Below are 20,535 nucleotides of genomic sequence, written 5' to 3'. Positions count from 1 at the left end.
AAATTTTGTGTCTAAATTGTGAACGAGTTAGAGTGATGAAACCATCCATGTCCCGGGGCACAGAAAAGGCAAGCTCTGCTTGCAGTAAGGTGCAAGGAAGCTTGCCTGTTGGACGAACTCCTGTCCGAAATAAGTGCCGTCAAGTCCGAAAGCTGTATGCAATGGGAGGGAGCCGGGTTTACATCTTCGCCTGCTCCAGATCTTCGATTCGTTGAAGCACCGAATATTCGTCCGGATAAATCATCAAATATTCGGTCAGTCCGACCATCCGGAACAATTTTTGAAAATGCGGCGTAACGCCGTAGGCGAAGGTGCGAAACTTTCCCTTCAGCCCGGCCCTGACGAGGCGGATCAGAACAGCGATTCCCGCGCTGTTAATATACGGAACGCGCGTACAATTCAAAATCAGGTAACTTCCCGGCGACCCCAGGCCGGTCTCCCACGCCCTCATGCCAAGCAGCGTCTCTTCGGCCTGCTTCGTCAAATCACCGCTCATATCGAGAATAACACCGTGTCCGAAGCTGCGCCTCTGTATCAGAAACTGGTTGTCCATCGCCGCCTACCCCTCCCCATTCGATACGAACTCGACCTCTGTATAAAACGTTCCCGCCTCATAACCGAACTGGACCCGGTCGGACAACGATCGGATCAGAAACAGCCCCCAGCCGCGGGGATTATCCTCCTCCAGCTTATCCTCCGCTCGCGGCATATCTGCCTTGGCGGCCATCCAGCCCTCGTAGTCGAAGCCGCTCCCCTCGTCGAGGATCCGGCATACCGCCCGTTCCCGGTCTACTTGCAGCCGGATGCGGACCCGCTTATGAAGATCCAGCCCGTTCCCGTGCTCGGCCGCGTTCAGACAAGCTTCCGCAACAACCGTCGCCATATCGTCAAGCCGGTGCGAGAGCGGGGCAAAGCCGTTGAGATAACCGGCCAATAGTGCAAGTATCCGCCGTTCTTGCCCGAGCTTGCTTCGCATGCTCCATTCCCCGTACATCCGCCGGGAAACTCCCGCTTCACCCGTCAACCCTCCACCTACTTTCCGCCGTGCAGGCGCCGATCTCCGTATCCTCAATATAGCTTACGAATCTTACAAAACACTTACATGCAGACGAACCGTCCTTCGGGAGCAGCCCGCTTATATTCCCTCGCCTTGCAGCAGCCGTGTCGTCTCCGGCAGAGGCGTCACATTCAGCTCCTCGCGGCATACCGCCTCCAGCTTCCGGTACCACCGGTTCGCCTCAGCCGTTTTGCCTTGCCGCATCAGCAGCCGGATCATCCCCTGGTAGGCTTCCTCCTCGGCGGGCCGGACCTGCAGCCAGCCGATGCAATGGGATTCGGCCGCGTCATACCGCGATTTCTCCATAGCGAAGTAAACCAGCCTTTTTAACGTTGCGGCCTGGACCTCCGCGTAGTGATTTCGAAATCCATCCAGCCAGTCAATGTAAGGAAGCTCCGGCACAAGCTCCTCGTACATCTGAACCGCCTGCTCGTACAGCTCCGCAGCCAGCTCGCGGTCGCTTGGCCACAGCTGGTCGCCTACGCGGATGAGTGTCCGATATTTTTCCACATCGGCCTGTTCGAGAAGCGCGCCGATTTTGACTACTCCGCCCCGCGCGATGATGGCGTCCTCGCATCCCAATGCTTCCCGTAAAACCTGCTTGAGGCTATGGATCGTTACGTACAGCTGGCCTGCCTTCCGGTCGGAGTCGCTGTCGGCGAACAGCTTCTCGAGCAGTTGATCCCGCGGGCACGCGTAGTTCGGCTGCAGCAGCAAATACAGCAAAAGCTCCTGCGCCTTCCGGCGTTTCCAGCGGAAGTCGGCCACCTCGGTGTTGCCCCGGGTAAATTTCATCATGCCAAAGCAGGTTACGCTCCACAGCAGCCCCCCCTGCTCCGTCTTCTCGTCACGGTCCCGAACCAACGCATCCAGGTCGCGCTGCATCGCCTGAACTTTCGTCCTCGCCTGAGCGGATGCGCACAGCTTCGCCAGCGCTTCGGCCTGGACAAGCGCCCGGCGCGCCCCCGCTTCATTCCGTTCCTCCCGTTTGCGCTCAAACCCAAGACAGGCATACTGAAACTGGATCGAGGCATCGCTTGCAAACCGTCTGACGTCGTCTCTCAGCCGCTCGAGTCCTTCCTCCGGCAAGACCTGGCCGCAGCGGAGCATCGCTATATATCCGCAGCAGCGCAATGCTGCGTCCAACACGACGGGCAGCTTGTTATGCGACAGCCCGGCGAACGCATCGGAGGCTTCCTCCCACCGCTCCTCGAAGTAAAGCGCCGCAGCGGCATAAGCCGCCTCGTAGTCGGCTACGGCAGGGTTGGCGGTTAAGCGCAGACACAGCAGCGCATGCGACTCCTGAATCCGGCTGCCTAGCGCCGGCCCGAGATCGAGCAGCATTTCGAGCAAAACCCGGCTGCCGTTCTCCGGATCTGCGGCCCGGTCGAATGCGTCAAAGGCCGCCTGGTAGTATAACCTCCGGCTGCTTTCTTCGCCAATCAACTGCGCTCCCCTGGCAATGGCGAGAGGAACGTGCCCGCCTTGCGCCGTTTCTTCGCGCTCGTATTCGTTCCGGAGAAAGATCAGCAGCGTCTCCGCCTCGTGAAGCTCGCCCATGCGCATGTGCACGTCAGCAAGCGAGGCCATCGCAGCGAGCAGCTCCTGCTGAAACGTCTGGCGCGCAAACCCTTTCACCGACTTTTGCAGCAATTCCTTCGCTTCCGCCAGCCGCCCTGCATCCGCCAGCCGTTCCCCGTAAGCTTTCTGCAGCAGGGGCGACCCGCTCAGCACGCCGTCCGGCAGCATGGCGAGCAGCTCCGCATCGGGCCGCCCGCCTTCGAGGATGGCGCATTCCAGCCGGATGACCGCCATCGCATAATCTCTCTGATCGATCCATCGTCTGACCTCGTTCAACGTCAATCACCGCTGCTCTTATGTGATACCGTACTAATTCGTCGGCAGCGGCCGTTTCCCTCTCCACCGCCCCAAAGAAAAAAGCGGAGCCCCGCAAACCGTATAACCGGCATGCGCGCTCCGCTGCAACTTCCTTTATTTGACCAATTGTCCCCGGGTGACGCCGAGCTGGTTCGTCGCCTTCAGTGCCCGCCACACGCTCGTACCGCTGATCGTCCCCTTCAAGGCGCGGCTGTACAGATCAAGCACCTCGCGTACTTTATCCGGCGTCTCCTCCAGAAACTCGACCCGGAACGTCGTTAGCCCAAGCTCCCGGAACTGGGGTAAATATTCCGCTCCGGACTGTTCGATCGCGTTATAGACCGTGTTGCGGCACCCTTCGTCCACGCGGACCGGGTGAGACATGCCGATCCGGTCCTGAAGCGATACGCGGTGCTCCTCGCAAGGCCGGCCGCAGTTCGTGAAGTCTGTACCCTCGCTCAGAAATGTGCAGTATACGCAGTGCTCCGTATGGAACATCGGCAAATGCTGATGAATGACAAGCTCCAGCCTGGACGGGTCCGTCCTCCGCAGCATGTCGACCATCTGTTGAATATTCAGATCGTAGGACGGCGTTACCCGGCTGCAGCCTGCGTCGACAAACAGATCGACCGTCTTGTGGTTGACCGCATTCAGCGAGAAATCCCCGATCAGCTCCGGCTTGTAGCCGTCCGTGCTCTCTGCCAGGTGTTTCATGAAAAAGTACATCGCGCCGGTGTTGCGGACCAGGATGGCGTCAGGACGAAGCTTCAGCATGTTCTGAAAGTATCCGGTCTCTCCCGGCATATGGATGCGCGGGGTCGCAAGAGCGATCCGTCTGCCGTCAGCCCGGACCGCTTCGATCGCGGAGGGAAACTGCTTGATAAATTCAAAGTCGGCGTAGATCCACTGAACGTCGGTTGTGAGCACCGCTTCGACCTGCTCGAGGTTCCGGCAGAGCGCGATGAGACGCGGCTCCTCCCGTCCGGTGAGCGCGCTGGAGGCGACGGAGACTCCCGCTTCGTCGGAGAATACACCAGCCGGCAGTTGCCGGGCCGCATCCGCGTACACGTCTACACTACGCTTCTGGTAGCGGCGCGGCTGCTGGCGGGCCGTCTCCAACAGCTCGACCGCACGTCGGCGCATCTGATTCAGCTCCCGCATCGGGACGATGAGCGAACCCTCTATCGCGACCTCGAGGCCGCTCAATTCGAAAATCGTGCCGCCGAGACGGCCGAGCTGCTCCTCGAACAAGGCGCGGTCCATCGGTCTTTTCTCCGCCTGCACCAGATGCAGCTCCGACTGCACCTCCACGCGGTTACCCGTCCGCACGTCGGTCCATACCGATTGCAGCGGCTCGCCAAGCCGCCCCGATACGTGGACGGTTACCGGGAAGACGCGGTAAGGTTTGTCCGTCTCGAACGTCTGCCGGAGCCTTTTGTCCAGATGCGGGTCGCTCGTCTTCCAGATCCGGTCGCCTACGTGCACCCGCTTCAGGTCGACGTCGTTGCGTCCCGGGACGATCTCGATGAGTCCGCCTCCCGCTTCCCCTTCGAGCTTGACTCCTTTGCGGCGAATATCGTACACCCGTCCGCCTTCCTCCGGCTTGGTCGGGTCACCCGCATCGAATACGATGCCGTCTCCCCGCTTGAGCGGAGCCTCGAGCTCGCATAATACGCCGTCTCGCAGCAGCTGCTTCACCCGGCCCAGATAAACGCCCCGGCTTTTGGGGAATGTGCCTTCGACGAGCTGTTTGTTGTTCGTTCCTTTCAGGAAGCCGTAGGTGAACCCTCGCGAGAAGCTTTGCTGAAGCTCCCGCAGCTCTTCCTTGGACGGCTTCGGATCGCGTCCGGCGAAGTAGTCGTCGATCGCCTTGCGGTATTTGCTGACGACGTTCGCTACGTACTCCGGAGATTTCAGCCGCCCTTCGATCTTAAACGAAGTAACGCCGGCTTCAATCAGCTCGGGTACGAGCTCCAGCGCCGCCAAATCTTTGGGCGACAGCAGATAGGCGATATCTCCCATCGGCTTCTGCTCGCCGTCCACCATCAAATCGTACGGAAGCCGGCAAGCCTGCGCGCATTCGCCGCGGTTCGCCGAACGGCCGCCCCACATTTCCGACGTCAGGCACTGGCCCGAATACGATACGCACAAAGCCCCGTGAACGAACACTTCCATCGGCAGCTTCGCCCGGTCGCCGATCTGCTTGATTTGCTTCAAATTATTCTCGCGTCCGAGCACGACCCGCTCGATGTCGAACGGCTTCGTAAATTCGACCGCCTCCGGCGAAGTGATCGTCATTTGCGTAGAGCCGTGAATCGGGAAGTCCGGGGAGATGTCGCGGATCAGCTTGACGAGCCCGAGATCTTGAACGATGACAGCGTCCACTCCGGCATCGATGCAAGCTTCGATGAGCCGCTTGGCGTCGTTCAGCTCCTCTTCGAATACGAGAATATTAAACGTAACGAACCCTTTGACCCCGTACAGATGCAAAAAGGACATAATGTCCGGCAGCTCGTCCATCGTAAAATTTTTGGCCCGGACGCGGGCGTTGAACTTGTCCACGCCGAAGAAGACGGCGTCGGCTCCGTTCGCCACAGCCGCCCTCAGGCAGTCCCAATCGCCGGCCGGAGCCAGCAGCTCGATATGTTCGATGCGAATGTCTTCGCGCATGTTTCGTTTCCTCCATTGCTTACCCGGTGCGGCCCCAGCCGCCCCTTTATGCTTACTAGTGTACCAGAAAAGGGGGGCCGGGCGCTATTGGAGCGATTTGGAGCAGTTTTTACAAACATACGTTCCGATGCCATTTTCAGGCCATTATTTTGACACTGTCCATTTAGCTCATACACCTACTGCTCCTCGCCCGGCACGACTCTCCGTACGATTTCCTCGAACGTTACAGGCGTATAGTCCCAATGTTCCACACAAACGTTGAAGTAATGGTTCCCCTCGTATTTCTGCCCGTGAATATTGACGTAGGGCATATGCTTGTTCATGTACATAGGTTCATGCGATAAAAAAAAGAAACCGCCGTAAACGATCGGATATTCGCTTACTTCCTGAAAACCCGCCTCCAGCCACCAGGCGCGCGAGCGGCCCCGGTCGTGATTGCCGAGGATCAGCGTCTTATAACCGTTCAGCCGGCTGACGATCGCCGTCGTCTTCTCTCGGTTCAGAAACGAGAAGTCGCCGAGGTGGAACACCTTATCGTCCTTGCCGACGACGGCGTTCCATCTGTCGATCATCGTCTCGGTCATCTCGTCCGTATCCGCGAACGGCCTCGATTCGAAGTCGATAATCGATTTATGACCGAAGTGGTGGTCTGAAATCATAAATACGCCCGCCACCGCCTACACCTCCCGGCCCAGCATCGCCAATGTTTCGGCGCGCGTCGGCAAGGCGGGGATCGCCCCGCGTTTCGTCGTGGTGAGCGCCCCTGCCGCATTCGCAAAGCTGCATACATCCTGTACGAATGACTCCTCCGCCATCGCCTCTTCGAGCTGTTCTGCACCGATTCCCGCTTCGGCAAGCCGGCAAAGCAGCCCTCCCACGAAGCTGTCCCCGGCGCCGGTCGTATCGACCGGTTCTACAGGCACCCCGGGAACTGCGATGCCGCCCTTTTTCGTAAAGACCCGGCAGCCGGCAGCACCGAGCGTTACGACGATACAACGAGGCCCCAGCTCGAGCATCAGCCTCGCCCCTTCCTCGATGTCCGCTCCATGGAACAAAAACGCAATCTCGTCCTCGCTAACTTTCACAAGATCCGAGAGCGGCAGCTGATTGACGATGACCCGTCTTGCAAAGTCGGCATTCGTCCATAGCGGCAGCCGGACATTCGGATCGTACGAGATCAAAGCACCGAACGCTCTCGCCCGTCTGGCCGCATACAAGGTAGCGGTACGGCACGGCTCTGCGATCAGCGACACCGAACCGAAGTGAAATATCGCTGCGTCGCTCAGCAGGTCGTCTGTAATCTCCTCTTTGCGGAGCAGCATATCGGCCGCCGGATCGCGATAAAACATAAAGTCGCGTTCTCCGTCCTCCCGCAGCGATACGAACGCCAGCCCCGTGCGCGCTTCGTCCGTCCGTACGAGAACCGGCTCGACACCCGCCCCATACAGCGCCTCCTGCAAATAGTCGCCGAAAGCGTCACGGCCTACTTTGGCTATAAACCGGGATTTTCCACCCAGCCTGGCCACGGCTGCAGCCACGTTCGCCGGGGCTCCGCCTGCGGCTTTCCGGAACGTGTCGACCTGCGCCAGCGGCTGGCCGTTCGTCTCCGGCACGAAATCGATCAGCAGCTCGCCCAGGCATACGACGGTGCGTTTGTTCATACGATTCCTCCTCCAACACGGTATTTACCAAGAGTATAACGAAATCGGGCGGAAAAGTGGAGCCGCCCTGGCGTTCCGACACGATTCCCGAGGTTCCGGCAACCTTTCCTCTCCCTCTTTCGTCAAAAGTTAACAAGGAACCATCGAAATGCTATAATGATCCTGTTGACTATAATCAACGACCTACATCTAACCAGTTTTGAGGGATCGACTTGTCATTGCGCAAAAAAGCGGTCTGGCTCACGGGACTACTCCTTCTCGCCGCTGTGTTCGTACTCGTCTTCGGACATAAAGAAGAGCGGGTGCGTCTGCTATATGCGAGCGGAGGCGATACGTACGACCGGTCCGCTTATCTGAATTTCGAACAAACGATCGTCGCTAATGCCGAAGTGAAAAAAGCCCGTCTGGACGGACTCGACGGCAACAAGCTTCAGTCCTACGATGCGATCTATCTGGACGTCTCTCTGAAGCAGTCCGACACGCTAAGAAACGCCGTTCCGTTGCTGGAAACTTATGTGAAGCAAGGCGGCCATCTGTTCGTCGAGAACGACCTGCTGAACGATTTACCCAAAGGGTTGCTGGGAGCCGAATCTATTGCTCCGGTCGCCCCGACCTTATACCCGCAGTTCGGTTATCCGGCCGTCCGCGGAAATCTCCAAGGCTTGCAAAATGTGTTCCGGCAATTCGCCGACAACTTTACATCGCATGCTTACGTGAACAATCTGGACGATATTATGCCGGGCTTCGACTGGGGACAAGCCATCGTGCCTTCCACAGCGGAGACGCTCGTAACGCTTAATAACCAGCCGGTCTACACGATCAACCAATACGGACAAGGTACGGTTTTCGCCGCAGGAGCTTTTTTGCCTAATCGTTATTTTATTACCGGTTTTGACCTGCAAAGCGGCATGGACCCGTCCAAAGGGTTTCTGACGAAAGCAAGCAAGCATAACGAGTCGATTCAGCGTCCGGGCATGTCGATGTATTACAGCTTCAAGACCGGCCTGCCGTTAGAGCCTTATTTTCATTTTGCTTTCTCGGCGGCCAATCATTTGTTCCGGAGCGAATACGTATCCTTCGTATCCAAGGAAACGCTGGGCTACAGCCTGAAGAAAGTATACGGACCGTATGGAAGGCCGGCGATGGCTTACCAGAACCATTTCGAGGCGATGCCCGCCTTTCTGCACAAGGAAGCGATCGGCTGGGCCGAGCTGCTGAAGCAGTACAACCAGATTCCTTCGTTCTCGCTGATCCGTTCCGCTTTTGAATGGCACCACTGGTATGAAGGAATTACCGTTCATTTAAATACCGGCACGAATGAGCAGCCGTTGTTCGTCGGGGAGTTTCCCAACTCGTTTTATTCGAGCGGCACTCTGCTGATTAGCGGGGATTCGCCGCTTACGCAGGCCGCCTATCCCACCGATCCGGAGCGTGGAGTGACGCTGGAGCTGGGAATGAAGCTGGATCTGCCTTACCGGGTTTATCCGGCTTTGGCCGACTTGAACGGTGACGGTAAGCCCGAGCTGATCGCAGGAAGCGCCGACGGCTACCTGTACCGGTATACCAATGCCGGACCCAAGCTGTCTACGCAGATGGTACCGGAGGGCCTTACACACCCGGACGGATTCGGCGCGCCGGAGAAACTGAAGCTCACGAACGGGCAGACGATGAGAACGGACGGTTACTCCACGGTAACGGCAGCCGACTTGACGGGAGACGGCAAAGCGGATCTGATCGTCGGAAGCCAAAACGGCGCGATCGTAGCCCTGCTTCAGCAAGGGAAAGGGGCATTCGCACCTCCGGTACCGCTTCTGTCGGAGGGATCGCCGATCCGGACCGCCTCCCACTCCGCCCCGGCGATCGGGGACTTGAATGGAGACGGCATACCGGATCTCGTCGTCGGGGATTCCACCGGTCAGCTCATAGCTTACTACGGCATCGCGGGCAAGACGCTGCAGTTCGGGAAAGCTCAACCGCTGTTCAAGATCGGGGCCAAATATGCCGCCCCTGCGATCCGCGATATGAACGGAGACAAGAAGCCGGACCTCGTCATCGGCAACAATGAAGGCGACCTGCTCGTGTATGTGCAAGCCGATGGGAAGTGGAATCCGCAAGGATCGATTAAAGGCAAGACGAACAATCAGATGGGGTCCAAGTCGCTCGTCGGCGGACAGTTCTCCGTGCCGCTCTGGGCCGATATGAACCATGACGGCAAGGAAGATCTGATCGTCGGGCAAGTCCAGTACAGCAGGCCGGTGCCGATCGACGACCCGACGTTCCCTTATAAAAAAGAGCTTACGGAATTTCTCGATTACGCCAAAACCAACAAGCTGGAGATCATCCCGCACGTCTACGTGCACAGCTTCGTCAGCTCCGAACAGGAGAAGCTCGAATTACAGCTTCAGCGGAAGGCGTTCGACGCGCTCGGGCTGCCGTGGACCCAAACGGGCACGAACCAGCACACTTGGCGGATTAATCAGTCCGACCGGCTGCAGACGCTGCGCAACGAGAACGACGCCGATATCTGGTTTAACTTCGGCTTCAAGCCGTCCGACAGTCCGACCGAGCCTCAGTGGGGACGGGAATTCATATGGAGTTTCCCTTTCCTGCTCGACGACAATCAGCTGAAATCGCCGATGATGCTATACGCTCCCGGATTCCGCTATTCGGACGCGCCGGATGGGAGCAAGCCGGACACAACGGACATTTACCGCTCGTATGCGAATCTGGATCTGCCGATCGATTATTTCGAGCATATCGAGTACCAGTTCGACAATCCTACTAAAACTGGTGATCTCACCAAGTTCGTGAAGTTTTTCGACACCCTGCGCACGGACTATAACTATAACTTTATGTCGGAGCCGCAAATGGCGCGTTCGTTCCTCGCGGCGATGAAAACGGAAGTAACCGTAGAACGGCCTTGGCTCGTCTACGCGATCGATAAGCTGAAGACGAAGTTCGGACGCGGCCTGCACCTGACCCTATCGTTATCGTCCGATACGAGCGACGTTCCGGATATGGCCGCCGAGTATCGCGACACCGCGGGAGTCGTCTTCGAGCCCGGAGAGCGGTACGCCAATTATCCGTTCGCTACCGATTCGCCGGCGTTCCTGAAAAACGAAGGCAAGCTGTACGTCGGTCTCGGCCTTCGCCGGCTTACGTCCGTATCCGTCAACTGGGGCGCCGAGCCGTTCCATATCGTACGCTCTAACGTGCCTGTGCGGATTCAGGACAACGGCACGGCATGGACGATCGACCTGAATTCCGACGGCATGCAGCAGATCAAGCTGTACGGCCCGCGTCCCCTCGTCATCGAAGGCGAGGATCTGGAGATCGAGCAAGATCCGGAGAACAAGTTGTATACCACCGTAACCCATTACGGAGCCAAAACGAGTATTACCGTAACGATGCCGTAATCATACACGACATGACGCACGCGGCATCCTCAATCCGGAAGCAGCTACGAAAGCCGGCGGTTCGGACGGTTCGCCGATCCGATCCCCTCCGGCTGCGTAACCGCCCGGGAATATGACTAAACCTGAAGGAGATACCTGCATGGAAGAGATCCTACTGGAGCTGGAACAACACATCCGAGAGCGTTATGAGATCGACGATAGCGATGACGACTTTACGACGGACGTCCATCTGTTCGACTACGGCTTTATCGATTCCTTGGGAGCGACGGCTTTAATCGCCCATATCGAGAAGACGTACGGCATTCAAGTGACCAACCAGGACCTCATGCTGTATCCGCTGAACACGATCCGCGAGATCGCCACCTTTATCGCAAGCAAGAAGGGAAGGTAACGAATGCTATGAGCAGTCTCCAACCAGTTACATGTACCGTCTCGCTCGAGCGGCTTGACCCGAGCCAGCACGGCCAGGTCAAATATGCGTCCGCCTTCGTGGACGAGCATATCGACGAAGTCCGGCTCGAGGGCAGTTTGCTTGTAATCGTCCATCGGTCTCCGGGAGGCAACGAGCGGATTGCCGCCGGCGTCGAGAAGCTGATCGAACGTTTCTCCCACGGCGACTTCGGCTTTAAAGAGCATATCCTCTTCGAGCATCGCGGACCTGCTCCATACCAGGGAGACATTATCGCCGAACTGATCGAGTCCAAGGCGATTAAAGTGCTGGAGCCAGGCTTGTTCATCTTCCGCGAGCCTTTCTCGAGCCTGCTCCGGTTTCTCGACGATACGTTCGTACAACGGATCGCGAACGCTTTCGGAGCGAAGCAGGAATCGTATCCGGCGGTCATTCATCTGTCGACGCTCGATAAGACGAACCATTTTACATCGTTTCCGGAGCATCTGCATTTCCTGAACCATCTGCGCGACGATCTGGACGTCATCGAGTCGTTCTCCGAATCGGTGCGCGAGGCCGGGGGCTGGAAGGAAGACGCTCCGCTCGACCTGAACAAAACGATGCCGAAGCCCCGTTTTGCGATGAACCCGTCCACCTGCTACCACTGCTACGAGGGCTTGCAGGGCGAGACGCTGGAAGGCGACGGCATCGTCGTTACGGCGGTCGCCAAGTGCCACCGCTACGAATCCAAAAACCATAACGACTTCGGCCGTCTGCTCGATTTCAGCATGCGGGAGATCATCTTTGTCGGCAAGCCGGAATTCGTCCGGGAAAACCGTCTGAAGGCCGTCGAATATTTGAAGCAGCTGGCGGTTGAATGGGAAATCGACTGTATTATCGAAAATGCGAACGACCCGTTCTTTACGAACGATTTCCAAGTTAAAGCGTCGTTCCAGCGCAACCAGGAAATGAAGTACGAGATGCGTCTGAGCATTCCCTATATCGGCAAAACGATTGCGTGCAGCTCCGTTAATTTCGCCAGCACCGCCTTTGGCTCCGCCTTCGACATCAAGATGGGCAAACGTCCGGCTACTACCGGATGCGTCGGATTCGGGCTGGAGCGCTGGGTGTTCGCTTTTCTCGCGCAGTTCGGATTGAACGAAGACGGCTGGCCTGCCGCTTTCCGCGAGCAGTACCACGCTTGGCAAACAAAAACGAGATAACGAGTGATTCCCGTGAGCTTCTGGACCTTTTGGAGAAAAAACAGTTTCGTGCTGCTGCTCGTCGCCGGGTTCCTGCTGGTCGATACGTTTGTCGCCTGGCGGGACCCGATGACGAACTCGCTGCGGTTCGAAAAGGACGATTTTACAAAAACGTTATACCACCATCAATGGGATCGGTCCGGTCCCGTTTTTTTTGGCAACTCGGCGGTGACCGGTGCGTACATGGAGCACAAAGCTCAGAAGCCGCTCGTCGAAATGGGCATGACGTACGGAAAAATTACCGACCTGCGGGAAATTTTAAAGCGGGAGCTTTACACGGTGGAAGACCAGCTCGTCGTCGGCATCGACGTGCACACGATGCTGGACCGGATGCAGACCGACCCGCGCTTCCCCTGGTCGAGACCGTGGTATAGCCCGTACTTGTTCCATTACCGGGACTATTTTCAGGATGCGGGCGGCGAGTGGATTCGCAATGCATGGGCGGCAGCCCGTCAAGGCCAGCTGGATTTCAGCTCCTATGAGCCGAGATGGAACGATAAGATGCTTTATTTCGGCTACAAGCCGGCGGAAGAGATGAAAAAAGATTTGGCCCGTTATGAAGCCAATTATTACTGGATGGGCCTGGACGATATGAAAGGAAATCTGGAGGCGCTGGACTGGCTGCTCGGATACGTCAAAGAACACAATCTGCCGCTTAAGGTGATCTGGATGCCGCTGAATCCCGACCCGGCGTACCCACAGCCTGCCTACTGGAAGCAGCTCAAGGAACGCGTTCATGCGATGGTGCAGCCTTATGACGTGCCTGTCCTGGACTTGTCGGACAAGTTCGCTCCGGATACGTTCCACGACATCGTTCACTTAAACCAGGAAGTCGGCGCGCCCAAATTTACCGCGGAGGTGGACCGATGGCTGCTTTCCTTCGAAAAATCGGCGAAGTGATCCTGTACGTCATCATGCTTGCTTTGGTGGCAGTATGCTTCACCGGGCAAGGGCTGTTCATCTACGAAGGGTTTTGATCGATTAAAGGAGCCGGGCTATGTCTTATTTGCTCAATCTGCACGCGCTGGGCGCTCTGCTCGGTATGGTTATCGTGCTGCTGTTGACGCGGCGCTGGCCGCAAAACAAACGAATACTTGTCCTCGTGTTTAACTTATGCTTTCTATACTTGTTCAGCCGGAAGCTGTTCCTGTTCTCCGCCATATACGTACTCTTGAACTATATTGGCTATGTGTGGCTCTGCTACGCACCGAGATGGCGCAGATTCGGCTTCGGGACGGCGATTGTGCTGAATATTGGGGCCGTAGTGGCGCTGCGTCTCCTCGGCATGCATATATTCGAGCACCCCTTGTTCGACGCTATCTACTTATTCGGCCTGATCTATACCGTGCTCAAGGTGATCGACGCCTATTACTTCGCCTATTATGTAGGCAAGGACGGCAAGGCGCCTTTGCTCGATTTCGTCAATTATTTGCTGTTTATCCCAACGTTTACTTCCGGACCGATTTTAAAATTTCGCGATTTCATAGCCGATTCCAAAAAGCCGTATACGGTCGGAGCGGCCGATTTTGAAGCCGGGATTAAGCGGATTATTCATGGTCTGTTCAAAAAGGTCGTACTGGTCGCCGGGATGACGATCGTCTTCAAGGACGTATTGGAGAATGATCTGCAAGTGTACCACAGCCTGTTTTTGATGGTATGGTTTTATGCGCTCATTTACTTCGATTTCTCGGGTTATTCCGATATCGCGATCGGGTTCGGCCGGCTGATGGGGTATACGATTCCGGAAAACTTCAAGCAGCCGTTCCTGTCGCCGACACTCACGCAATATTGGCGCAATTGGCACGCGACGCTGGGCGACTGGTTCCGCGACCATATCTTTATGATTTTCTCACGCTCCTTCACCTCCAGAGGGGCAGCCGCCTTGCTGTCCATCGTCATCATGGTGCTGATCGGCTTGTGGCACGGCTTTTCTTGGCTGTACCTGCTATGGGGGCTGTATCACGGGATATTGATGGCGCTGGAAAGCTTGCTTAAACTGTCGCTCGTGAACAAAAAGAAGGTGTCCCGTCCGTACTTCTATTTCCGGTGCGTATGCACCCAGCTGCTCGTTACAGCGGCGGTTATCGTGTACAGCGGCAGCCAGGAGACGGTGTTGACGATCTATCGAGGGCTGCTAAACTGGTAAAGGGCGATTTCGATACCATGCCAGCCCGCTTTCGCCAACACAGCGTGCAAACTAACAACCCCCTTGCCGGCCGGCAAGGGGGTTCCTTGTTCTTCGTTCTTATGTAGGGCTTGGGCCCTTTCCGCTCATTAAAGAGATCAAGACATCCAGCTCTGTACCATCAGTACGTCTACAATTAGAAATACGAGTAAGCTGACACCCGCAAATCCGACCGCAAATTTATTTTTTACCGGTGCAGCCAGCAATCTTACCAAGCCGACCGCGATCAGGATCGTAAATGCAACGATAAACAGATCGAACGTATGGAAACTGGCTGCGCCTCCCGCAGCAGCACCTTCTGCCAAAAACATAGCTTGGGACCTCCTTATTGATAACGATCACATTTTTCTCATCTTTTTCTATGTTATCGTGCCTCGTCAACGGTTGCAAGCAATTTCTTCATTGTTAACAAGTTTGTCACGATTTTTTCCGGTTCATTCATGATTTGGCTAGTATCACGATAGGCTACGATTCGTATGAATCGTGTTTTTCAACCTGCCCCGCAAGTATAAGATGTCCATCTCTTCTAACATTTATAACTAGGCGCAAGCGGAAATCCAGTGCTTGGCTTCAATTTCGTCAGCTTCCACACAAAACAAAATGATTGTGCTGCTATCTGCGTAGCAACTCCGGGCGTATATTAAAATCAAGCTTTACCTCATTCATTCCGGTCACGTCTATTACGTTATCACAGGCCAGACGGGATAGAAATAGTCCTCGTTGTTGAATAGGAAGTATCACGATGCAACCTGTAGTTGCATGTTTCTTCAAAAAAAACCGCAGAAGAACAAACCGTTCATCCTGCGGCCTGGGCTCACCTCACTATTTCCCCTGCTCGGCCCCTACTTGCTTATCATTTCGTTCCGCTGCCTCGCGAAGTGCCGTATTGACATCGGTGCCTTTGGCAACTGCTTCGAGAGCGGCTAGCAGCTCCTTGTTCGCAATAGCGTTATACTTCGTTTTTAAAGTAGGCTCGGCATATTTCGCCGGAATCGTCGCTTGTATGCGTTTCCCTTGCACGTACGGAAGGTCGGCAGCGAATTGCTTCATTACGGAGGTGTCTTTCAGGATCGTAATGATGCCGGAGCGGGATGCAAAGCTTTGATACTCATCCGACGTCAAATAGCTCAATACCTGGAACGCAGCGTCACGGTTTTTACTTGCCTTGCTTAAAAAGAAGTACGTAGGGTACGATTGCGAGCCTATTCCCTTTTTGTCCTCGAACACCGGGAATTCGGCTACGTCCCAGTTTACGCTGTCCTTGTATATCTTCTCGGCACCGCTAAGTGTGAGAAACATCGCAACCGTCTTGTTTTTGTAAAAGGGATTTTGCTGATTGTCCAAATAAAACCTGTCGCCAGGCAAGCCGTTTCCGGCAATCTGGTAAAATCTCGACTGATTCTCGAACGCTTTCTTGAAAGCATCGTCCAGGAACAATGCTTTACCGCTTTTCGCATCCTGACTCGGCGCGCCCAGCTGATTCAGCATTAGCCCGAATTCGAACGCCATCGTCAGCCCTTTGTAGCTTTGGCCGCCCTCGGTCCGGGTCATTTTCCGGGTCACGTCGTACAATTCGTCCCACGTCATCCCGTCTTTCGGGTACGAGACCCCGAACATGTCGAACAGATCCTTGTTGTAGTATAAAATCATCGAGCGGGTCCAGGTCGGCAGCCCGTAGATGCCCCCGCCGGCCATCTTCCGCTGAATTTCGACCGCAGTCGGCTCCAGCCGGTTCAGATCGTATTTGTACTTGGCAATCAGATCGCTTATGTTGCCTTGCAGGTCGTACTCCATCGTCGAAACCCCGGTCGACTCCACGACAATGTCGATCGTTGTCCCTCCTGCAATCAGATTCGGCAGCGTTTTGCTGTCCACTTTGGGGACGATTTCAAAGGTCCAGTTCGGAAACTTTTCCTTTAGCTTGTTGCCGTACTTATCCATCAGCAGTTCGACTTTCTCGCCCGTCGTATCATGGATGACCAGATGAACCGGTGTTTTCGTCAGATCCACTGGCGGGGTCTCCCCCGCCTGGTCATTCCCCGCTTTCGGATTCGCGCCGCCCCCGCACGCCGATATCGTTCCTGCAGCTGCAAGCAAGCATGCAGCAATCGCCCATTTCTTGTTTAACAATCCGATGACCTCCTTGATCTGACGACCCTCGTTATTTTTCATTCGGCACGGTCTGAACCTCGCGGGGAGGGAAGGCGAACGGCTCCAGCAAAAACGGCTGCACCATTTTCCGGTACTGCTCCGGGGGAATCCCGACGAATTTTTTAAATAATCGGCTGAAGTGCGCCATACTATGAAATCCGACTTCCTTGTACACATCCGTAACGGAATAAGTCCGATCAAGGTAAAACAATATTTTAGCCTGGTTGATCCGATATTTGTACAAATAATCGATGATCGTCATGCCCGTCAGCTCGCGGAATATCCGGGACAGATGATGCTTGCTCATATAGACGCTTTTCTCCAGCGTATCCAGCGAGATCGGCTCGCGGTACTGCTGCTCGATCAACGAAATGACGGTTTGCACGTTGCGTTCCTTTTCCATCCCGTTTGCCGGTCCGGTTTGTTCAAGCCCTTCCATCGCTTCCTCGCATTCCCCGTACAGAAACCACAGCAGCTCGAAAAAGGCCAGCAAAGACCGGTTAAATTCAACCGTGTTCTGGCAGTAGTAATACTTGTTCATCCGGCGCAGCATATCCTCGAATTCAGCCTTGCGGTCTCCGCTCAACCGAATCCGGTAATTTTTCAGCACCTCGAACGGACGCAGCGGATTAAGCGGTCCGAGTGTCTGATGAAAGATACGGATAATCTCCGGATAAAACGAGAACATCGACCGTACGTATTCGTTATCCCGATCCACGATCGGACCATGCAAGGTCATCCCGTTCATCAGGATCGCATCGCCGGACTCCAGCTCGAACACCTGATCCCCGATCAAATAGTCGCACTTGCCTTTATGAAAGTAGTAAATCTCGTATTGCGGATGGGTATGAAACGTTTTCACAAAAGGCGTATTGCATAAATAGTAATATTCGTTAAACAGCGGATAACGCCGCGTTAAGATCAATCGACTCCCCCTCCTTCCCGACGATCAAACGTCCCCGCCACCGTTGTATTTAATGTAGCACGGGTGCCAATCCGGTGCTTTCCTCTTGTTAACTTCCCCCCTTCCTCATTTGACTGTATTTGATTTCCGGTTGCTGCCGCCGTCGGCCGTTCCATGATCCATAACCTTTCGATATTGTTCCGGCGTAACTCCCACCTGGGTTTTGAACATTCGGCTGAAATGAGATGCATTCTTAAACCCGACCTGCAGGCCAATATCGGTTACTGAATATGCACGATGCATATAGAAGAGCTGCTTCGCTTGTTCAATCCGTCTGCGGTACAAGTAATCGAATATGGTAATCCCCGTACTTTCCCGAAAAATTCTCGACATATACTGCTTGCTTAAGTGGAGCTCCCGCTCCATATCGTTTAACGTGACATCCTCGTTGAATGCGTTTTCAATATAATGGATTACTTTGCGGACATGCCGCTCCTTCTCGCTAATCGTATAGTTCTGCTTCTTCAAATCCGGTTCACATAAAGCGTACACCACGACCAGCAAATCAAAAAAGGCCATTACGAGCCGATTGAGATCTACCCAATTGCCGCTTTGGCTAAACCGGTGTATTCGAAGCATCAAAGCTTCCATTTCCTTGCCGGCTTCTTCCGACATGTGAATATGATGATGCCCCAGCACTTCAAAAGGTAGCATGAGATCAATTCCGTTCACCGGCGACTTCATCTTCCTCAGTGACGACGGGCGAATCGATATCCGGGTATAGATGCATCCGATTTTGTCATCCACACGTAATCCCTGCTGTTTCGTTCCATCCGAGATCAGAAGATCACGGGCAGCAAGCGGAATCGCACGGTCGCCGACATTCGACACTCCGCTGCCTTCGTGGACATATAAAAGCTCGTACAGAGCCGGCCGGATCTCCTCCGTATACAGCGGCTTGGCGCAACGGTATTCGAATTCATGAAACAAAGAGGGCCGCTCGATTGGCATGCCGTATCCCCCCAGTGGCGATTTTTATCCATATTACCACAGGTGGCTTTGCCCGGATAGACTGCTTCTCAGATGAATATCGGCCCTCCATACCTTTCCATTGTTGATTCGTGCACTACCGAATTTTTCTAAACGGGAACATGGACGGCCGCATGCTCGATACAAGAAACGCTCACTGCCAATGCCGCTGTCCCTGCGTTCGTTATCGTTACGATCAGCTCCGTCATCTCGGCGTTCAACTGGAAGTGAGTGGTGAAGTCGGTCGCCGCATTTCCGGATATTTTGGTTAAAGCTCCTGCCGATACGTGGAACGCTCCGGAATGATTGGAGAGAATCACCGTCTGCTCCGCGGCATCGAAAAGTGGCGCCGGATGCTGAACGCATCCCGTGAAAGTCAATTTGACGGCTTTGCCCGATCCTGCGGCGGCGGGGTCGATTGCAAAAGAAGCGGAACCGGCGGAACCGGATGCCGCACGGATTGTCTGCGACTGAAAAACTTTCCTGTCTGCAACATTCAACCTCGTCCCCGAAGACTGGTACAAACGTTCCAAAGTAGGAACATCGTGATTGCCGGACAACGTATGATTGCGGTTTCCGTATAACCGGATCGCCCCGCCGGTGCTGCTGAATAAAACCAATCCGTTCACTTCGTTGCGGGAGATCTCCAGATCGAGACCCGGGTCTCGTACGATCCCGATCGATCCGCTCGTAAAGCCGGGAGCAATCCGGTTCTCCACAATGCGGCAAGCTTCCGTATACGTGCCGCGAATAAATATCCCCCAGCCCCCCGGACCAACCAATTCATTGTGGCAAACTTCCAGATTTTTTATTTTACCGGCCCGGTAGGTGCTGAACTTATCGACGTAGATCCGGTCGGCTATATTATTGGAGATGATCACGCTTTTGCAATCGTTATCCTGAACCGTGACAAAGATCCGCTCTTTGATAATGTTCCCGTCAATGACCACAGTCGAGCTGTCGTCAATCCAAAGCTGCCTGTCGAAATTGTTGGAGGAAATGATCACTTCCGCCCCGGGGGAGTTCTCAATCTCGCAAGAACCGTACGAATTGTTGAAATCGTAATTACCGACAATTTTGATTTTGCCGTTGCCTCCGAAAAAATTGTAGCTGGTTGCATTTTGGCCGTTGTAACATGCATTGCCGCTGTAATAAGTATTTATAGTGCACAGGTTTTGAAAATGGCCGGCGTTTACCCCAACCGGAGCGATCGACCGGCAGCCCTCCACCACTATATCCCGGATCGGATACGACTCGGTCCCGCGGAAGTTAGTCGCATAGAAAAACTGCTCGAACTCGCAATTATGTATCGTAATCCGTCCGATGCTTCTCCCGATCAGGGCGGTCTCCGCCTGAATGCCTCGAATTTGGCTTGACGTGTTCAGCGCCTTGAACCGCAGCCCGCTGCAGCGGAAACCGTCAGCAAGTAGCGAGATATGGCGGCCCAGCACGAGCTTCCCCGTTCCTTCCAGCGTCAAATAGTTCTTATCGATCGTAAATCCGTTCGCCACCAAGTAATCTCCGGAGGGAACGTATATTTTGCCGCCCTCACCCGCTGCATCGTTTACCGCTTGCTGAAAAATAGCCGAATTGTCGTAGCTTCCGCCCGGCCGGGCATTATACGGAGGTTGCGTGATGTCGATCCACGGGCCCGGCTTCCTGGGATGAAGTCTCGAATCGTTCTCCGGAGTTGAACCTGCATACACCGATTCCGCGACGGAAGAAGCGCTTGCCCCATAGGCTCCCGCAACCGTCATACACGCACCTGCTCCGGCCAAACCGATGGACGCCAACAGCCTCCTCCGGCTTATCCGCTTCGGTGTAAGCTTCGTTTCCCACTCCCTCCCGTCCGTTGAATGTTCCTTGCCTTCATGGATCTCCTCTTCGTGTTCTGCCTTCATCTCCTGCGCCTCCTTCATCTAATGAGAATGATG

At 55.1% G+C, this 20,535-nt stretch carries 16 protein-coding genes; 5 read left to right on the top strand and 11 right to left on the bottom strand.

Going from position 1 to position 20,535, the window contains the following annotated elements:
* Positions 1-178: 178 nt before the first annotated feature.
* The 6 genes from PV433_RS21480 to PV433_RS21455 form a co-directional block, all read right to left on the bottom strand.
* Positions 179-553, bottom strand: a complete 375-nt coding sequence (locus PV433_RS21480) for an STAS domain-containing protein (protein WP_332074103.1) — start codon at positions 551-553, stop codon at positions 179-181.
* A gap of 6 nt (positions 554-559) precedes the next feature.
* Positions 560-994, bottom strand: a complete 435-nt coding sequence (locus PV433_RS21475; RefSeq protein ID WP_332074102.1) for an ATP-binding protein — start codon at positions 992-994, stop codon at positions 560-562.
* 141 nt (positions 995-1,135) lie between these two features.
* Entirely contained in the window at positions 1,136-2,920 is a 1,785-nt protein-coding gene (locus PV433_RS21470) for an AfsR/SARP family transcriptional regulator (protein ID WP_332074101.1), read from the bottom strand.
* 129 nt (positions 2,921-3,049) lie between these two features.
* On the bottom strand, positions 3,050-5,605 hold the full coding sequence (locus PV433_RS21465; RefSeq protein WP_332074100.1) for a U32 family peptidase: 2,556 nt from the start codon (positions 5,603-5,605) through the stop codon (positions 3,050-3,052).
* 176 nt (positions 5,606-5,781) lie between these two features.
* A complete protein-coding gene (locus tag PV433_RS21460; protein WP_332074099.1) occupies positions 5,782-6,279 on the bottom strand; it encodes a phosphoesterase in 498 nt (165 codons plus the stop codon).
* Positions 6,280-6,282: 3 nt separating this feature from the next.
* A complete protein-coding gene (locus PV433_RS21455; RefSeq protein ID WP_332074098.1) occupies positions 6,283-7,266 on the bottom strand; it encodes a PfkB family carbohydrate kinase in 984 nt (327 codons plus the stop codon).
* 212 nt (positions 7,267-7,478) lie between these two features.
* On the opposite strand from PV433_RS21455, the gene PV433_RS21450 reads away from it, so the two are divergent.
* The 5 genes from PV433_RS21450 (at position 7,479) to PV433_RS21430 (ending at position 14,478) form a co-directional block, all read left to right on the top strand.
* A complete protein-coding gene (locus tag PV433_RS21450; protein WP_332074097.1) occupies positions 7,479-10,682 on the top strand; it encodes an FG-GAP repeat domain-containing protein in 3,204 nt (1,067 codons plus the stop codon).
* A gap of 139 nt (positions 10,683-10,821) precedes the next feature.
* A complete protein-coding gene (locus tag PV433_RS21445; protein ID WP_332074096.1) occupies positions 10,822-11,073 on the top strand; it encodes an acyl carrier protein in 252 nt (83 codons plus the stop codon).
* 8 nt (positions 11,074-11,081) lie between these two features.
* Positions 11,082-12,293 carry a hypothetical protein gene (locus PV433_RS21440; RefSeq protein ID WP_332074095.1) on the top strand — a complete coding sequence of 404 codons (1,212 nt, stop codon included), beginning with the start codon at positions 11,082-11,084 and terminating at the stop codon, positions 12,291-12,293.
* Positions 12,294-12,305: 12 nt separating this feature from the next.
* Positions 12,306-13,232: a hypothetical protein gene (locus PV433_RS21435; protein ID WP_332074094.1), complete on the top strand. Its 927-nt coding sequence runs from the start codon at positions 12,306-12,308 to the stop codon at positions 13,230-13,232.
* 97 nt (positions 13,233-13,329) lie between these two features.
* Positions 13,330-14,478: an MBOAT family O-acyltransferase gene (locus PV433_RS21430; RefSeq protein WP_332074093.1), complete on the top strand. Its 1,149-nt coding sequence runs from the start codon at positions 13,330-13,332 to the stop codon at positions 14,476-14,478.
* Positions 14,479-14,615: 137 nt separating this feature from the next.
* Here PV433_RS21430 and PV433_RS21425 read toward each other — a convergent pair whose 3' ends face one another.
* From PV433_RS21425 to PV433_RS21405, 5 genes are all read right to left on the bottom strand, one after another.
* A complete protein-coding gene (locus tag PV433_RS21425) occupies positions 14,616-14,828 on the bottom strand; it encodes a hypothetical protein (RefSeq protein ID WP_190929300.1) in 213 nt (70 codons plus the stop codon).
* A 511-nt stretch (positions 14,829-15,339) separates the two neighbouring features.
* Positions 15,340-16,647, bottom strand: coding sequence for an ABC transporter substrate-binding protein (locus tag PV433_RS21420; protein ID WP_332074092.1), 1,308 nt, complete (start codon positions 16,645-16,647; stop codon positions 15,340-15,342).
* A gap of 31 nt (positions 16,648-16,678) precedes the next feature.
* The gene (locus tag PV433_RS21415) at positions 16,679-17,593 is read right to left on the bottom strand and encodes an AraC family transcriptional regulator (protein ID WP_332074091.1); all 915 of its coding nucleotides are present in this window, start codon (positions 17,591-17,593) and stop codon (positions 16,679-16,681) included.
* Between the two features lie 105 nt (positions 17,594-17,698).
* The gene (locus PV433_RS21410) at positions 17,699-18,583 is read right to left on the bottom strand and encodes a helix-turn-helix transcriptional regulator (protein WP_332074090.1); all 885 of its coding nucleotides are present in this window, start codon (positions 18,581-18,583) and stop codon (positions 17,699-17,701) included.
* A gap of 128 nt (positions 18,584-18,711) precedes the next feature.
* A complete protein-coding gene (locus PV433_RS21405; RefSeq protein WP_332074089.1) occupies positions 18,712-20,502 on the bottom strand; it encodes a right-handed parallel beta-helix repeat-containing protein in 1,791 nt (596 codons plus the stop codon).
* Between the last annotated feature and the right edge of the window lie 33 nt (positions 20,503-20,535).

This window comes from Paenibacillus sp. GYB004, from assembly GCF_036577605.1.
Lineage (GTDB): Bacteria > Bacillota > Bacilli > Paenibacillales > NBRC-103111 > Paenibacillus_AB > Paenibacillus_AB oceani.
This window is presented reverse-complemented; position numbering and strand designations above follow the sequence as displayed.

Coding starts and splice junctions, on each gene's coding strand:
- PV433_RS21480 (WP_332074103.1), bottom strand. CDS start 553: ATGGACAACCAGTTTCTGATACAGAGGCGCAGCTTCGGACACGGTGTT.
- PV433_RS21475 (WP_332074102.1), bottom strand. CDS start 994: ATGTACGGGGAATGGAGCATGCGAAGCAAGCTCGGGCAAGAACGGCGG.
- PV433_RS21465 (WP_332074100.1), bottom strand. CDS start 5,605: ATGCGCGAAGACATTCGCATCGAACATATCGAGCTGCTGGCTCCGGCC.
- PV433_RS21455 (WP_332074098.1), bottom strand. CDS start 7,266: ATGAACAAACGCACCGTCGTATGCCTGGGCGAGCTGCTGATCGATTTC.
- PV433_RS21445 (WP_332074096.1), top strand. CDS start 10,822: ATGGAAGAGATCCTACTGGAGCTGGAACAACACATCCGAGAGCGTTAT.
- PV433_RS21440 (WP_332074095.1), top strand. CDS start 11,082: ATGAGCAGTCTCCAACCAGTTACATGTACCGTCTCGCTCGAGCGGCTT.
- PV433_RS21430 (WP_332074093.1), top strand. CDS start 13,330: ATGTCTTATTTGCTCAATCTGCACGCGCTGGGCGCTCTGCTCGGTATG.
- PV433_RS21425 (WP_190929300.1), bottom strand. CDS start 14,828: ATGTTTTTGGCAGAAGGTGCTGCTGCGGGAGGCGCAGCCAGTTTCCAT.
- PV433_RS21410 (WP_332074090.1), bottom strand. CDS start 18,583: ATGCCAATCGAGCGGCCCTCTTTGTTTCATGAATTCGAATACCGTTGC.
- PV433_RS21405 (WP_332074089.1), bottom strand. CDS start 20,502: ATGAAGGCAGAACACGAAGAGGAGATCCATGAAGGCAAGGAACATTCA.